Origin of the sequence: Brevibacterium sp. 239c (assembly GCF_900169365.1) — a bacterium.
Taxonomy (GTDB): Bacteria; Actinomycetota; Actinomycetes; order Actinomycetales; family Brevibacteriaceae; genus Brevibacterium.
Map to the genome: position 1 here is coordinate 167825 of NZ_FXZH01000005.1, position 15895 is coordinate 183719.

Below are 15895 nucleotides of genomic sequence, written 5' to 3' on the forward strand. Positions count from 1 at the left end.
GAAGACTGGGGACCAGACTGATCGTTCGAGTCATTCATATTGTAGGACTTCAAACTGTGTCCGGGCTCGTCGACCACGGTGTGATCGCTCACCACAGCATCGTTTCGCAGGTATTGTGAAGGAAACTTGCCTTCCGATCCGAGGATCAGATCAGAGGAGATGCCTGTGCGCCGAGGCGATTCTGTGCCCTTCACCCACCCCGATACCCAGGCCATCATCGGCCATCTTGAAGCTGCAGCCGATTCCCTGGCAGACCAGGGCGGCACATTGGCGTGGGGTGTCTTTCGCCGAGGTGAGACCGGGACCGTTGCCCAGGGCGACGTTCCCTACCGGATCGCGTCGATGACGAAGTCGTTCACTGCGGCGCTCATGGGCCACCTCACATCCAAGGGCTTGGATCTCGATCGGCCCCTGGGCCAGCTCATCCCCGATATCGCCGACACATCGATCGCCGACCGCACGTGCCGACAGGCACTGACGATGGGCACCGGGTTCACCAAGGACGACCCCTGGGCCGACCGGGTGGAGTCGATGACGAAGACCGAGCTCGTCGACTATCTCAAGGCCGGAGCCATCCCCATCGGCCCGGCAGACACCGGCTACGAATACTCCAACCTCGGCTATGCACTCCTCGGACTCGTCGCCGAGGCAGTGACCGGGAGGCCGTTCATCGACCTCGTGACCACCGAGGTGCTTGAACCCGTAGGTCTGACTCGCACCGGTTTCGACATCGCCGACTTCCCAGACCTGATGCCCGGCATCCGCATCGACCGCAACGGCGGCGGCCACCCTGCCGAACTCACCGGCCCCGGTGCCTTCTCCCCCATCGGCGGAGTCATCTCCACGGTCAACGACATCGGGGCCTGGATGGATGCCCATATGGACGCCCTTGAGAACATCGACGCCTATGCGCCTGAGGCGCTGCCGCGGATCCTGAACGACAATCAGCAGGCGCATCGCCTCATCGAAGTTCAGCACAGCGAGCACCACACGGAATCCGTGAACTACGGTTTCGGTCTGCAGCCGCGCCTGGACTCCCGCTTCGGTCGTGTCGCCTGCCATTCCGGGGGCTATCCCGGATACGGCTCGCACATGCGCTGGTTCCCGGATCTGGGTCTGAGCATCGTCGTGTTCGGCAACACAACCTACTACCCGGCCGAAAGCACCGTCCGGGACGCCATCGACGCCGGTTGGGCCGCGGCAACGGGCAATCCCGGTCTGCAGCTCACCCGCAGGGCCACCGCGGTGCCGTCACCTCACCACGCCGCCGCACCCGAACAGGCAGAGACCGTGCTGCGCGCAGCGAACCTGGTCATCGATTTCGACGATACGGTCGCCGAGGAACTCTTCACCGTGAACATGGACCTCGATGAGCCTCGCGCAGAACGTGGTGAGCGTTTCGCAGCGTGGAGAGAAGAGCAGCAGCTCACTCGGGCCTTCAGCGCCGAGAACGTCACCATGACGACTCCGCTGAAGGGGACGGTGACGGTTCCGGGCGGGCAGGCTGGCGGCGAGACGAACCCGGCACAGACGTCACCGACGATCACGGTGAGCTTGGACCACCTCGGCGAGGTGCAGACGATCTCGCTGAGCAGCTGAACACCGCTCCCGCCGGGCATTGCGGGCAGACTTCTCCCTCGCTGTCCCGCCGCCCGGGGTCGGCCCTCCGGCTATCCGGAGTTGAAGATCGCGTCTAACGTGACGGGTTTGACGAGGTCGACGTAGACGAGCAGCGCCGTCATGCACAGCATCAGCGCGATGACGACGTAGGTCAGCGGCAGCAGTCGGGCTGTGTCGAAGGGCCCGATCTTGCCGCGCCCACGGAATTTGTTGATCTGGCGGCGCGCCCCTTCGTAGAGGCCCACTGCGATGTGTCCGCCGTCGAGCGGCAGCAGCGGGATCATGTTGAACGCGAACAGGAAGATGTTGAGTGATCCCAGCATTCCCAGCCCCAGCTGCGCCTTGTCCATGATCTGGAACTTGTCCGTCGACACGATCTCACCGGCGATGCGCCCGACTCCGACCATCCCGACCAGCCCCTCGGCGTCGCGTTCCTTCGAACCGGTGGCCACCTCGGCGATGTCGATGAGTTTGACGGGCAGGGTCACGATCGCGTGGAAGACACCGCTGACCTGGTCCCAGACTGCGCCGGGGAATTCGTTCAGCGGCAGCGGCTGGCGCTCCTGGACCGGTCCGACGCCGAAGAATCCCTCCGTCACCGTCTGAGGTGTGCCGTCGGCGTTCATCATGGGCTTTCCGCTGTCGTCGACGCGGGCGCTCTCATGCGCGATGATCGGAACGTTCACGGACTGCGAGTGACCGTCCCGGGTGAACGACACGTCGACTCGCTCACCGGCATGATCTTTGATGACGCTGGAGAGTTCGTCCCAGCTGTCGGTGGAGACGCCGGCGACCGAGGTGATGTCATCGCCTGGTTTGATTCCGGCTTCCCACGCGGGAGTCAGCGGATCATCGTCCTGGCAGCTCTTCCTCTGGTCCGCGGGACGCTGCGCCGCTTCGGAGGCCGGAACCGCACATTCGACGACGGTCTGCACGGTGGTCGTCGGGGTCGTGATCCCGATGCCGATGAGCGAGATCGCCATGATGATGATTCCGAGGACGAGGTTGACCAGAGGTCCGGAGAACATCACGACGAGGCGTTTGGGGACGTTCAGAGCGTAGAACGTCCGGTGCTCCTCCCCCGGATCGATCTCCTGGTTCGAGAAGTCCCGGGCATCGGCCATCGTGTTCTCGAACAGGCGACCGCGCCGCTGCCTGCGCGGGCGGCCAGCAGTCTCGGTCGCGACGTCGCCGAGGTGATCGCTTCCGGCCGCGTCAGTTGCGTGCTGGGCATCCTCTCCGGAAGCAGTCCCTGCCCGTCGCGTTGTCGCTTTGAGGGGCGGGTACATTCCCGGCATGGCGATGAATCCGCCCAAGGGAAACGCCTTGATTCCGTATTCCGTCTCGCCGCGGCGGAAGGAGAACACGGTCGGGCCGAAGCCGACCATGTAGTGGGTGACCTTGACACCGAACTTCTTCGCCGGCGTCAGGTGGCCCAGCTCGTGCAGACCGATCGAAATCGAGATTCCGATCAGGAACAGGACGATCCCGACGATGTAGAGGAGAACCGTCATATCAGGAACCGCCGAGGCTCGTGCCCGGTGCGGACTGTGCAGCCGGTGCGCCGGGTGCGGCCTCTGCCACCTGCTCCGCCAGGTCCTGGCGGGCGAATTCTCGAGCCCAGGCATCGGCGGCGAGGACGGTCTCGACCGTGTGCTCGGCTGCCGGCTCGTGGGCCTGCAGGGCCCGTTCGATGCCCTTGTCGATTCCGGTGAATGGGATCTCACCACCCACGAAGGCTTCGACGAGAACCTCATTGGCGGCGTTGAAGACTGCGGGGAAGCTCTTCCGCTTCCGTCCGGCTTCAACGGCCAGGCCCAAGGCGGGGAAGGCGATGTGGTTCACGGGTTCGAATGACCAGTGCATCGGCTGTCCCCAGTTGTTCGCCACCGCTCCAGACGCCAGTCGACGGGTCTGACCGTCGGACTGAGTGCCCAACGCGTAGGCGATGGGCAGTCGCATGTCCGGCGGTGAGATCTGCGCGATCGTCGAGGCATCGCTGAATTCGACCATCGAATGGATCTGGGACTGCGGGTGGACGACGACTTCGATGTTGTCGAAGTCGATATCGAAGAGCAGGTGGGCCTCGATGACTTCGAGGCCCTTATTCACCAGTGTCGCCGAGTTTATGGTGATCATCGACCCCATCGACCAGGTGGGATGTTTGAGTGCCTGAGCCGGGGTGACACGTCGCAGCGCGTCCCGGGTCATGCCGCGGAAGGGTCCACCGGAAGCGGTGATGACGAGTTTGCTGACCTCACCGTGGGTGCCTGAACGCAGGGCCTGGGCGATTGCCGAGTGCTCGCTGTCCACAGGGATCAGTGCCGCTCCGGTGCGGGCCGCGGCATCGAGGACGATCGTGCCGCCGATGATGAGTGACTCCTTGTTCGCCAGCGCCACATCGGTGCCGCGCTCGAGCGCGGCCAGGGTCGCGCCGAGCCCGGCTGCTCCGGTCACCGCATTGAGAACGATGTCGGCAGCGGCACCGGCGACCACCTCGGCGGCATCGGGGCCCACATGGATCTCACGGACAGGATCACTGATGCCTCGTTGACCAGCAGCCTGCTCCAGCCTCTTCCGGATCTCATCTGGGCCGCCCTCAGGTGGGCTGGTGAGACCGATGACGGGAACCGAGAAATCGAGCGCCTGGACCACCAAAGCATCGAGCTGGGTTCCAGCGGCGAGGCCGATGACCTCGAAATCCGCTGCGTTCTCTTCCAGGACATCGAGGGCCTGGGTGCCGACCGAACCGGTCGAGCCGACTACAATGATTCTACGTTTGCTCACGCCTACCGATAATGCCAAAGTTCTCTGAGAAATGACTCGACATTGTCACCATCGGCGACGTGAGATATGCAATGCGAATCTATGGTGAGAGAGGTTTACATGAGTGCAACGCTGAGCCCCGACGACATCCTGGGACTGGATTCGGTCTTCGAAGAAGATGACCTCGAGTTCGCGTCGATCGTGAAGAAATGGCTTGATGAGAACGTTCGCGAGAAGATCGGCGACTACTTCCTCGACGCCACAATCCCCGCTCGGGAGCTCGCAGAGGGACTCGGCGAACTCGGGCTCCTCGGCATGCACCTCGACGGCTACGGCTGCGGAGGATCCACCGCCACCCAGTACGGTCTGGCCTGCCGTGAGCTCGAAGCCGTGGACTCGGGTCTGCGTTCACTCGTGTCGGTCCAGGGATCATTGGCCATGTTCGCCATCCACCACTTCGGCTCCGAAGCGCAGAAGGAGGAATGGCTTCCGAAGATGGCTGCCGGCAAGGCCATCGGCTGCTTCGGCCTGACCGAACCCGACGTCGGCTCCGACCCATCGGGCATGAAGACGACCGCGAAGAAGGACGGATCCGACTGGATCCTCAACGGGGCGAAGATGTGGATCACGAACTCCCCCGTCTCCGACGTCATGGTCGTCTGGGCAAAAACCGAGGAAACCGACTCCAAGGGCAAGCCCGTTGTCCGCGGATTCGTCGTCCCCAGCGACACCGAGGGTGTCCAGACTCCTGAGATCCACCGCAAGATCTCTCTGCGTGCCTCGATCACCGGTGAGATCGTCCTCGATAACGTGCGCCTGCCCGAAGACGCCATGCTGCCCGAGGCCAAGGGTCTGAAGGGCCCCCTGTCCTGCCTGTCCGAGGCCCGCTACGGAATCGTCTTCGGAGTCACCGGTGCCGCGCGTGACGCGCTCCAGTCCGCACTGGAGTACACCGGCACCCGCGTTCAGTTCGACCGTCCGCTGTCCTCGTTCCAGATCAGCCAGCAGAAGCTTGCGAAGGCCTTCGGCCAGTACTCGCAGATCACACTGCTCGCCGCCCACCTTGGTAAGCTCAAGGACTCGGAGAAGGGTGTGCGTCCCGAACAGATCAGCCTGGGCAAGATGGTCAATGTCGACACCGCGATGAACGTCTGCCGTGACTTGCGCGCACTGTTCGGCGGTTCGGGCATCACCAGCGAATACCCACCATTGCGCCACGCCGTCAACCTCGAGACCGTGCTCACCTACGAGGGCACCCACGAGGTTCACCAGCTCACACTGGGCCGCAGCCTCACCGGGATCAACGCCTTCGCGAACTGATCCCTGCGGGGTCTGAGTTCAGCCGACAACCGCTGGCCAGAAGTGTCTACGTCGTGCATCAGTGCACGACCGCGCCACCTCTGGCCAGCGGTTGTTCTCATTCATCGGGTTGCGTCTTTCATTCAGCTGCAGCTCGAGTACCACGGACTGTTCGTCTTCGCCGAGCGTGCTGGTGGCGGTGAATCCCTGTGCCTCCGCGAATTCAGCAGCGTTCGTATATTGTGCGGCGCCGAGTTCGATGAGCACCACCCCGCCTGGTGCCAGCCACTCACGAGATTCGCTGACAAGGCGACGAACCAGGTCGAGCCCATCGACTCCCCCGAACAGTGCTGTCGCCGGCTCGTGCTCACTTGCCTCACGGGGAAGGAATTGGGCAGCAGAATCTGGCACATAAGGCGGCACCGCGGAAATGACGTCGAAGCTACCACTCAGGGCCTGTGGCAATCCCACCAGACAGTCAAGCAAGTGAGCCTGAGCGCAGGGTCCGACATTGTCCTGTGCCCACCTCAGTGCTGTTTCGTCATGATCGCCGAGATGGATCTGCGTACCCGGGATAGCCGAGGCCACTGTGGTGGCGACAGCTCCCACCCCGCAGAAGGCTTCGAGGAATCGGGCCGGACGTCCGTTTTCCGTCGCATCGGTTACATCACGAACAGCATTTGCGGCCTGCACAGCACTCCCTGTGGTCTGCACAGTATCCGTTGCAGCCTGAACTGCAAGGATCGACCGTTCCGCCAGCAACGCGGTCCGCTGCCGAGGCACGAACACGCCAGGAACAACGGGGAGTCTCTGCCCCGCGAATTCGACCCATCCGACGATCTGCTCGAGAGGCTCGCCCGCGACGCGGCGAGCTATGAGTTCGGTCAAAGAGGATTCCTGGTCAGAAACGGAGCCCTGCGCCGCTTCCATCAGGATCCGCGCTTCATCTTCAGCGAAGACACACCCTGCCTCTCGCAGTCGGGCCACCACCTTCGGCGGGTCCATCTGCTCGGGCCCGTCTGGGTCGGACTCGGACCCTTCTGGGTCGGAGGCGTCAGGCCTCAGCTAGGGTCTCCTGAGCCAGCCATTCCAAGCTCGATTGCGCATCGAGCACTTTCTCCTCGGTGACGATCAGCGGGCGGCTCGGTACCAATGCGACCACTGCGGCAGGTTCGACTCGCGAGTCCCGCATCGCTTGGTCGATATTCGCGGTCTCCCCCGCGACGGTGATGCCGACTCCTTCGAATTGGGAGCGGATGACCTTGACCGAGGCTCGTCCCGATTCGATCGGGGCAGCGTCGATCGTGTGCACGAGAACCGTGGTGAGGCCCTCGCCCCCACCATCAGTTGAGGAAGAGTCCGCAGACGACGCGCTGGCAAACGGGGCATCGGTCGATGCCGCGCCGGAACGAACGTCGACGCTGGCTCCGATGCGCACGGCGCCGAGGATGCTCAGCCTCCGCGAGATCGGTGGAACATCCTCGGCGATGACGACTCGAGCGTTCTCTGTGCCGATGATGCCCATGGCATGGAGGATGCCGCCGAGTTTCGCACTCCGGTCCAACACCTCGGCGCGATCGAGCTCCACAGGCTTCGACAGTGCCTTGATCAGCCGTGGGTCGCTGACTTCACGGCCATCGACCATCGGCTTGTCCGGGGTCGGACCGGTGAGGACGATGTCATCGGCACCGCCCATGACGATCGGGAAATCGAGCAGCTCGAACACCGGGTTAAGCGTTCCGGGTGAGGTGTCTGTGGGTGCTTCGAAGTAGTGGAAGTCAGTCAACGGAGGCCATCACTTCGACGACACGGTCGATGAACGCATCGACTTGGTCTTCGTCGTAGGCTTTGTTGCCCTTGGCCGTTTTGAACAGGACGCGGCGGACCTGGTCAACGCTCATCGCCACACCTTCCGTGAAGTAGGCGTTGACCTTCTCGCACATGTCATCGACCTGGTCGATGTCGTAGCCGATGACTCCCGGGGCCGGGTTGTCGAAGTGCTCGCCCGGTTCGCGGACCAAGCGTCCTCGCAGAGACGAGGCCACACGTGTCAGTTCGGAGACCCAAGCATCTTGGCCCGACTGTGCGATGAGCCGGTCACGTGCCTGTTTGGCGAAGGCGTCTTCGAGACGATCGAGCGCAGCATCGACGACGGCAACGTGGTATCCCTTTCGCACCAGATCGAAGCCGACTGTGCGCACCGCGCGTGAGTCGAGGTCACCGGGCTGCGGAGTGGGGCGTTCGAAGGATTCGCGCGCACGTTTGAAGAAGCTGTCGACCTGTTTCGGGTCGTAGCCGTTCTTCCATCCGGACATTCGGGGGAAAGTCGTGTCCGCCATGTTGCCTCCAGAAGCGAATCGTGCGTATGGGTCATTTCCACCATGATAAATGGCGGACGCGGAAAATGCGTGTTCGCGACGTCTCAGTCGGCGGCGGCGAGCTGTCCGCAGGCCCCATCGATGTCCGAACCGCGGGTATCGCGGATGGTCGTGGGAATGCCCTGGTCGATGAGCCTGCGCACGAATTCGTCGGCCACCTCCGGGTCGGAGGCGGTCCACACGGACCCGGGCGTCGGGTTGAGCGGGATGGGGTTGACGTGGACCCAACCGCGACCACGAGCATTGAGCTTCTTCGCCAGCAGTTCCGCACGCCAGGGGTGATCGTTCATGTCCTTGATGAGGGCGTATTCGATGCTCACCCGACGTCCGGTCACCTGGTAGTAGTTGTACGCGGCGTCGATGGCTTCATCGGCCTTCCACCGGGTGTTGACCGGGATCATCTCATCGCGCAGTTCGTCATCGGGTGCGTGGAGGCTGAGTGCGAAGGTGACCGGAATCTCCTCGGCCGCCAGCTTGTTGATACCTGGGACCAGACCGACCGTGGAGATGGTGATGCGACGGGCCGACATTCCCAGTCCCTGCGGCGCTGGTTCGACGAACCGGCGCACCGCGTTCATCACGCGTTTGTAGTTGGCCAAGGGTTCGCCCATTCCCATGAAAACGATGTTGGAGACGCGTTCGGGTCCCGTCGCCGAGGTGGTCAAGTCCGATGCGTCGACCATTGCCTCTGGTGATTCGCCCTGGTCATCGTCTGCTTCGGCACCGAGGGCCGTCTCGCCGTCGGCTGGCATGTCCCCCGAGGGTGCCGGTGCGAGTTCGCCGTCAGCGATGACCTGGTTGGCGCGGATGACCTGTTCGACGATCTCGGCCGCAGACATATTGCGTGTCAGTCCCTGCTGTCCTGTTGCGCAGAAGGGACAGTTCATTCCACAACCGCACTGGCTTGAAACACAGAGTGTGACTCGGTTGCGGTAGCGCATGAGCACCGATTCGACGAGTGCTCCGTCATAGAGGCGCCACAGGAACTTGATTGTGTCGCCGTTGGCGGTGCGCAGGCGACGAACCTCGGTCAGGAGGTGGGGGAAGAATCGTTCCTGCAGGTCGGCACGCAGGTCCTTCGGCAGGTCCGTCATGGACTCGACATCGGTCTGATAGTGCGTGAAGTAGTGAGTGGAGATCTGCTTGGCGCGGAAGGCGGGCAGTCCCATCTCTTTGACCGCGTCGATGCGTTCGTCCATCGTCATATCGGCCAGATGCTGCTTTGGCTGGCTGGCTCGTGGAGATTTGAAATTAAGCAGCGGACGGCCGTCACGCGTCGGCGTCTTCGATGTCGTGCCGTCTGCGTGTTCGACGACGGGCCGTGTCTGCCTGTTACCTGCTTGAGAACTCACACGTCCATTGTCTCATGAGAGCAAATGTCTTGGAGTGTGTGTGCCGCCACGCCCGATAAGAGGCTGTCACCGGCGATTGAGGGCTGGGTGGATACCCGCGGTTCGCGGTCATGCAGATGCCCGCGATTGACGGCTATCCAATTGCAGGTGCGAGGCGGATCAGTGTGGATCAGAGGTAGCCGGGCAGGACCGTGAACATCACGAGGGCCACCGGTGCGGTGGGCAGGATCGAATCGAGTCGGTCCATGACGCCGCCGTGCCCGGGCAGCAGAGTCCCCATGTCTTTGAGGTCGAGGTCGCGTTTGATCATCGATTCGCTGAAGTCGCCGAGGGTGGCGAAGGCTGGGATGACGACACCTATGACCAGACCGGTCCAGAACGGAGCGTCGAAGAGAGTCAGAGCGAGGATGGTGGCGACCGCGGCGGCGAAGACCACCGAACCGATGTAACCTTCCCAGGATTTCTTCGGGGAGATTCTCGGTGCGATCGGGTGTTTGCCCCAGAGGACGCCGAAGACGTAGCCGCCGGTGTCAGAGGCGACCACGCTGGCCAAGAACAGGATGACGTAGAAGTTGCCGTCGGGTTGGGTCAGCAGGTACACGACGAAGCAGGCCATGAGGCCCACGTAGGTCAGTGCGAACAGGGACAGCGAAACGTCTTTGACCGCGTTCTTACGGCGCTCGACCATGGTGAAGAGCATGACGGCGCCGGCACTGGCGGCGAAGGTCACCCACAGGGCCTCGCGTCCACCGACGAACGTCGCCACCACCATGCATGCCGCCGACACCATCGTCGGTATCCGCGATACGAGTGACCCCGACCGGGACAGCGCATTGGCCAGCTCCCACATTGCGGCCACGATGGCGATGAGGATGATGAAGAGGAAGGAGATCGGGAAGAAGATGAGGGACGCCAGGACAATGCCGCCGATGAGCAGCCCGATGCCGATCGCAGCCGGCAGATTTCGTCCGGCCTTGCCGTAGTCCTTCTCCGCCACCTCAGGGACATCCTGCCCAGACTCAGCGGCAGGGTTCGTCGCCGGGTCTTCCGGCGAATAGTCCTTATCGGAGTTGCGCAGGTCTCTGCGCCTGGGGAATGGGGTCTCAGGCCCCGCTGCATGCGGAACCGGATCCGGATCCGGCCCCCCGAGGGGAGCCGGATCGGATGCTGGAGTGCCTGGCCCGGTCAACGAAATCATCAGACCTCGAGGAGCTCAGCTTCCTTCTTGGACAGCAGTTTGTCGACATTGTCGACCTTGCCCTTGGTCAGGTCATCGAGTTCGGAGATTCCGCGTGCGACTTCGTCTTCACCGGCGTCGCCGTCCTTCTTGATGCGCTCAAGGGTTTCCTTGGCATGACGACGGATGTTGCGGATCGACACCTTGCCGTCTTCAGCCTTGCTCTTGACGATCTTCACATATTCCTTGCGGCGTTCCTCGGTGAGTTCCGGGAGCACGACGCGGATGACGTTGCCGTCGTTGGCTGGGTTGGCGCCGATGTCCGAGTTGCGCAGCGCGGTCTCGATGTCGCCGAGTGCTCCACGATCGTAAGGAGTCACCAAGATGGTGCGAGCTTCTGGGGTCTGGAATGAGGCCAGCTGCTGCAGAGGGGTCGGTGCACCGTAGTAATCGATCTCGATGGCGGCGAACAGTGCGGGATTGGCGCGGCCGGTGCGGATGGACGAGAAGTCCTCCTGCGTGAATTCCACGGCTTTGTCCATCTTTTCCCTGGCCTCGGCCAGTGTTTCTTCAATCACGACTCACTCTTTCCGTCGATAGGAGCTTTGGGTTCATTCTATGGGTCATAGCTGTCGAATGCCGCACTCGTTTGGTCCAGGGAGAGTTCTGGACCTCGTCTGAGACATTTCGAGGCGTTGTAGGCCCGGGGCCGATGCGCCCTGGAGACTATTTGACTACGGTGCCGATCTTGTCGCCGACGATGGCCTTGCGCAGATTGCCTTCGCCTTCCATCCCGAAGACGTGCATCGGAAGTTTGTTGTCCATGCACAGGGAGAATGCGGTTGCGTCGACGACTTTGAGGCCCTTCTGCAGCGCCTCCTGATAGGTGATCTCACGGATCTTTTCTGCAGTGGGGTCGATGTTCGGGTCGGCGGTGTAGACGCCGTCGACTCCGTTTTTGGCGATGAGGACTTCGTCGGCGTGGATTTCCAGCGCCCGCTGAGCGGCGACGGTATCGGTGGAGAAGTAGGGCAGTCCGGCTCCCGCGCCGAAGATGACGACCCTGTTCTTCTCCATGTGGCGCATGGCCCTGCGCGGAATGTAGGACTCGGCGACCTGCGACATGGGGATTGCTGTCTGCACCCGGGTGTCGACGCCGGTCTGTTCGAGGAAGTCCTGCAGCGCAAGGCAGTTCATGACTGTTCCGAGCATGCCCATGTAGTCGGCGCGTGTGCGGTCCATGCCGCGCTGTGACAGCTCTGCTCCACGGAAGAAGTTTCCGCCTCCGACGACGATGCTGACTTCCACCTCTTCGACGGTAGGGGCTACTTCTCTGGCTACAGCGGCGACGACATCGGGATCGACTCCGATTTTGCCTCCGCCGAAGACCTCACCCGAGAGTTTGAGGAGCACGCGGCGGCGGTGTGTGCGGACTGGTCTGCTGGCGTAGCTGGATTCGTGAACCGGGGTGGATGTCATTTAGAGTCCTTCTTCCGTCTGGGCAGGTTGGAGCCCGGATGTGTCGTCGGTGCCAGTGTAGCGAAAACGGGGCCGGACCGAATGGTCCGACCCCGTCAGCCGCTTATGAGTTCACTCTCAAGCGAGACGACTGCTGTGCAGGTCGGTTTGCGACCCGCTCAGCGGTCAATGATGTTTCAGGCTCCGACGCGGAAGCGCAGGAATCCGGTGGCCTTGACGCCGGCAGCTTCGAGGACCTTGCTCACGGACTGCTTGGGATCCTTGGCGAATCCCTGGTCGAGCAGGCAGTTTTCCTTGAAGAAGCCGTTGACGCGGCCTTCGATGATCTTGGGCAGAGCCTTCTCAGGCTTGCCTTCGTTCTTCGCGGTGTCTTCAGCGATGCGACGTTCGTTCTCCACGAGGTCGGCTGGGACCTCTTCGCGGGAGAAGTACTTCGGGCTCATAGCTGCAATGTGCACGGCGACGTCGTGTGCGACAGTGGCGTCATCACCTTCGTATGCCAGCAGGACGCCCACCTGAGGTGGCAGGTCCTTGTTCGTGCGGTGCAGGTAGGACTCGACGCTTGCGCCTTCGAGACGTCCAACGCGACGAAGGGCAACCTTCTCACCCAGAGTCGCACCGCTTTCAGTGATGAACTCCGAGACGGGCTTGCCGTCCTTCGTGGACTCGAGAACAGCTTCGGCCGAATCGGCGTTGCTGGACACGGCCAGAGACAGAACTTCATCAGCGAGTGCAACGAAGGGATCGGACTTCGCAACGAAGTCGGTCTCCGAGTTGAGCTCGATCATCGTTCCGACGCCGCCCTCGACGTGGGTAGCCACGAGACCGTCAGAGGTGGAGCGACCTTCACGCTTGGTGGCGCCCTTGAGACCCTTCACACGGAGGACCTCGATGGCTTTCGCCTGATCGCCGTCAGCTTCGTCAAGAGCCTTCTTGACGTCCATCATTCCGGCGCCGGTCTTCTCGCGCAATGCCTTGATATCAGCGGCAGTGTAGTTTGCCATTCTTTCTCCTCAGGATGGTGGAGTTATGGAAAATCAGGACTCTTTGGACTCGGTGGAGTCTGCAGCTGCTTCTGCGGCGGGTGCTTCGGTTGCCTCGTCAGCAGCTTCGGCAGCAGCCTCAACTGGCGGCTCGTCGGTTGCTTCTTCAGCGGCAGCAGCGGCATCGGCGGCTGGCTTCTCGGCAGCGTCTGCAGCCGGAGCGGCAGCTTCCTCAGAAGCAGGAGCGTTGCCCTCGAGCAGTTCGCGTTCCCACTCTGGCATCGGTTCGACGGCGGAGACGTTCTTCTCTCCGCTGTTGTCGTCCGAGGAGTGGCGGGCGATGAGGCCCTCTGCCACTGCGTCGGCGATCACGCGGGTCAGCAGGGACACCGAGCGGATGGCGTCGTCGTTGCCCGGGATCGGGTAGTTGACGTCGTCAGGGTCGCAGTTGGTGTCGAGGATCGCGATGACCGGGATTCCGAGCTTGCGAGCTTCGTCGACGGCGAGGTGTTCCTTCTTGGTATCAACGATCCAGACAGCCGAAGGGGTCCGCTGCATGTCGCGGATACCGCCGAGGGTCTTCTCCAGCTTGTCCTTCTCGCGACGGAGAATGAGCAGTTCCTTCTTGGTGTGCGAGGAACCTGCAACATCGTCGAAGTCGATCTCTTCGAGTTCCTTCAGGCGGCGCAGGCGCAGCGAGATGGTCTGGAAGTTGGTGAGCATACCGCCGAGCCAGCGCTGGTTGACGTAGGGCTGTCCCACGCGCTTGGCCTGTTCGGCGATCGATTCCTGGGCCTGCTTCTTGGTGCCGACGAACAGGATCGAGCCACCGTGGGTCACGGTTTCCTTGACGAACTCGAATGCAGAGTCGATGTAGCCCAGCGACTTCTGCAGGTCGATGATGTAGATGCCGTTGCGCTCGGTGAAGATGAAACGCTTCATCTTCGGGTTCCAACGGCGGGTCTGGTGTCCAAAGTGAACGCCGCTGTCGAGCAGCTGGCGGATGGTGACGACGGCCATACCGACGTCCTCCCTTCTCTTGCGCCCGGAGGCGCTTTTACGTCATTATCGAACGACAGCATTGTGCTGGCGGAACAATGACATTTTCGGTTAATTCCTGGTATTCGGTTCATCCGCCCCACAAATTCGCCCTTGCAGGCTATTTGCACCATGGGATGGAGAAGAAATCGAATACGCGTAGTCAGAAGACACGCTTCTGCTGAGGCCAGTCTATCCCTGTTGCCCAAGGCTTTTCCAATCGATCAGGCACCTGCCGAATGGGCTGCATCACAGTCTGCGCGGCTTTCAGACTGCTCGGTGTGCTCACCCAGTGCACGCCCCCAAGTAGCCAGTCAGTCGACCCATGTCCGGCGCCGTGTGGATATCTTTGTCCCGCATCGCCTGATCAGAGCCGCAGCTTCGAGGTTCCAATCAGATTCGCAATCTCCACAACTCGCTGGTCAGGCACTCCTCTCGACCACTCATGGGCAGTCTCCTGTGGATCGCCGCGCCACTCGTGTTCGTTTCGTCTGTGTACGACGGGGCTCTGTCCACAGTCGCTGCTCGCGCGCCTGACATCTGGAGGCGACCGGGCTTCCATTGGCTCATGGACCTCATCGTCGCTTCTTCGCACACCGCCCGTTCCATCTGGTCTCGAACGCTGCCGGCTGCCTTGTCTCTAACTCGGCTGGCGGTCTGGTCCAGGGCTCGCCTGGCATCTCACAGGCTGAGTCGCATCATGACCGTGAGTCTGATTCCAGTGCTCCTCGCCCTCGCCGAGGTGGTGGCACCGTTTTCGGCGACCTCTGCCGAAGCTGCGGCCCAGGCACAGAGGACATGGGCCTCCCCGGTCCCGGCGATGGAGATTCTCGAAGCATTTGATCCGCCGACAGAGGCGTGGTTGAAGGGACACCGGGGCATCGATGTGCTCACGGTCAGTGGTGAACCGGTGCGGGCACCCGCCGCTGGCACCATTCGCTTCCGTGGCTCGGTGGCTGGCACCGCGACCATCAGCATCGAAACAGATTCCGGATATGTCATCTCGTTCCAACCGGCAGAGTCGGTTCTGAAAACGGGCGAGGCGTTCTCTGCCGGTGCTGAGATCGGAACAGTCGCTGAGGGTGGTCACTGCGATCAATCGTGTCTGCACGTCGGCGTCTGGAAGTCTGAGGGAGTGAAGAAGTACATCGACCCGGCAGGCTTCTTCGGACAAGAGGAGTCGATCCTCTTGCCACTGTCGCGCAAGCCCGAAAAGGAACATACCGGCGACTCCACGACCTCTGGAGCGGGTGCGTGGGGTGGACATCGCAATGGTCGGATACCTGCCGCGGCGATGTGTTCGTTGATGTCGGCGCCGGGACAGATGCTGCGCTGTGATGCTCAGACGGCGTTCGACCGGATGTCTCACGCCTATGCAGCCAGGTTCTCGACTCCGATCTCGGTGACTGATGCCTATCGTGACTACGACACTCAGGTCATTTTGAAACGACGGAAGGGTCGGATGGCTGCGACTCCCGGAACTTCGAACCACGGTTGGGCGCTGGCAATGGACCTAGGCGGCGGAATCAATTCGTTCGGCAGCGCTGAGCACCAGTGGATGCGTGCCAACGCACCGAAGTTCGGATGGATCCATCCGAGCTGGGCTCGTCAGTCGGGTTCACTGCCTGAACCGTGGCATTGGGAATTCTATGGTCACGAATAAACTTAAAGTTGCGTCCCTGGAGTCCGTTGGGCGACCGAATGCTCCAGAACGAAGAACGCGACGCGCTTCTCATCAAGCAGTCTATTCCAATCTCTACTTTAAGTTGCTAATCTCTACTTCAAATAGACGATTTGGAGTGT

At 62.0% G+C, this 15895-nt stretch carries 14 protein-coding genes; 3 read left to right on the forward strand and 11 right to left on the reverse strand.

The window, feature by feature from the left end:
• Nucleotides 1–165 precede the first annotated feature (165 nt).
• Nucleotides 166–1599 carry a serine hydrolase gene (locus BSP239C_RS06770; RefSeq protein WP_180958941.1) on the forward strand — a complete coding sequence of 478 codons (1434 nt, stop codon included), beginning with the start codon at nt 166–168 and terminating at the stop codon, nt 1597–1599.
• Nucleotides 1600–1670: 71 nt separating this feature from the next.
• On the opposite strand, the gene BSP239C_RS06775 is transcribed toward BSP239C_RS06770, so the two are convergent.
• Nucleotides 1671–3134, reverse strand: a complete 1464-nt coding sequence (locus tag BSP239C_RS06775) for an RIP metalloprotease (RefSeq protein ID WP_101571217.1) — start codon at nt 3132–3134, stop codon at nt 1671–1673.
• 1 nt (nt 3135) lies between these two features.
• Entirely contained in the window at nt 3136–4407 is a 1272-nt protein-coding gene (gene dxr / locus BSP239C_RS06780; RefSeq protein ID WP_101571219.1) for a 1-deoxy-D-xylulose-5-phosphate reductoisomerase, read from the reverse strand.
• Between the two features lie 99 nt (nt 4408–4506).
• Between dxr and BSP239C_RS06785 the strand changes: the two genes are divergently transcribed.
• Complete coding sequence (locus tag BSP239C_RS06785) at nt 4507–5706, forward strand: acyl-CoA dehydrogenase family protein (RefSeq protein ID WP_101571221.1); 1200 nt, start codon at nt 4507–4509, stop codon at nt 5704–5706.
• Nucleotides 5707–5724: 18 nt separating this feature from the next.
• Here BSP239C_RS06785 and BSP239C_RS06790 read toward each other — a convergent pair whose 3' ends face one another.
• The 9 genes from BSP239C_RS06790 to rpsB form a co-directional block, all read right to left on the reverse strand.
• A complete protein-coding gene (locus BSP239C_RS06790; RefSeq protein WP_180958942.1) occupies nt 5725–6573 on the reverse strand; it encodes a HemK/PrmC family methyltransferase in 849 nt (282 codons plus the stop codon).
• Nucleotides 6574–6739: 166 nt separating this feature from the next.
• Complete coding sequence (locus BSP239C_RS06795) at nt 6740–7471, reverse strand: hypothetical protein (RefSeq protein ID WP_101571223.1); 732 nt, start codon at nt 7469–7471, stop codon at nt 6740–6742.
• Entirely contained in the window at nt 7464–8024 is a 561-nt protein-coding gene (locus BSP239C_RS06800; protein ID WP_101571225.1) for a DivIVA domain-containing protein, read from the reverse strand. Before BSP239C_RS06800 ends, BSP239C_RS06795 begins: the two co-directional genes overlap by 8 nt.
• Before the next feature lie 83 nt (nt 8025–8107).
• Nucleotides 8108–9415: a 23S rRNA (adenine(2503)-C(2))-methyltransferase RlmN gene (locus BSP239C_RS06805; protein ID WP_101571227.1), complete on the reverse strand. Its 1308-nt coding sequence runs from the start codon at nt 9413–9415 to the stop codon at nt 8108–8110.
• Between the two features lie 169 nt (nt 9416–9584).
• Complete coding sequence (locus BSP239C_RS06810; RefSeq protein ID WP_101571229.1) at nt 9585–10613, reverse strand: phosphatidate cytidylyltransferase; 1029 nt, start codon at nt 10611–10613, stop codon at nt 9585–9587.
• On the reverse strand, nt 10613–11170 hold the full coding sequence (gene frr / locus BSP239C_RS06815; RefSeq protein WP_101571231.1) for a ribosome recycling factor: 558 nt from the start codon (nt 11168–11170) through the stop codon (nt 10613–10615). Before frr ends, BSP239C_RS06810 begins: the two co-directional genes overlap by 1 nt.
• Before the next feature lie 148 nt (nt 11171–11318).
• On the reverse strand, nt 11319–12071 hold the full coding sequence (gene pyrH / locus BSP239C_RS06820) for a UMP kinase (protein ID WP_101571232.1): 753 nt from the start codon (nt 12069–12071) through the stop codon (nt 11319–11321).
• Nucleotides 12072–12247: 176 nt separating this feature from the next.
• Nucleotides 12248–13075 carry a translation elongation factor Ts gene (gene tsf, locus BSP239C_RS06825; RefSeq protein ID WP_101571234.1) on the reverse strand — a complete coding sequence of 276 codons (828 nt, stop codon included), beginning with the start codon at nt 13073–13075 and terminating at the stop codon, nt 12248–12250.
• A gap of 33 nt (nt 13076–13108) precedes the next feature.
• Nucleotides 13109–14074, reverse strand: coding sequence for a 30S ribosomal protein S2 (rpsB, locus tag BSP239C_RS06830; RefSeq protein ID WP_101571236.1), 966 nt, complete (start codon nt 14072–14074; stop codon nt 13109–13111).
• Between the two features lie 718 nt (nt 14075–14792).
• Between rpsB and BSP239C_RS06835 the strand changes: the two genes are divergently transcribed.
• Nucleotides 14793–15755: a D-alanyl-D-alanine carboxypeptidase family protein gene (locus BSP239C_RS06835; RefSeq protein WP_226830986.1), complete on the forward strand. Its 963-nt coding sequence runs from the start codon at nt 14793–14795 to the stop codon at nt 15753–15755.
• The last annotated feature ends 140 nt before the right edge of the window (nt 15756–15895 follow it).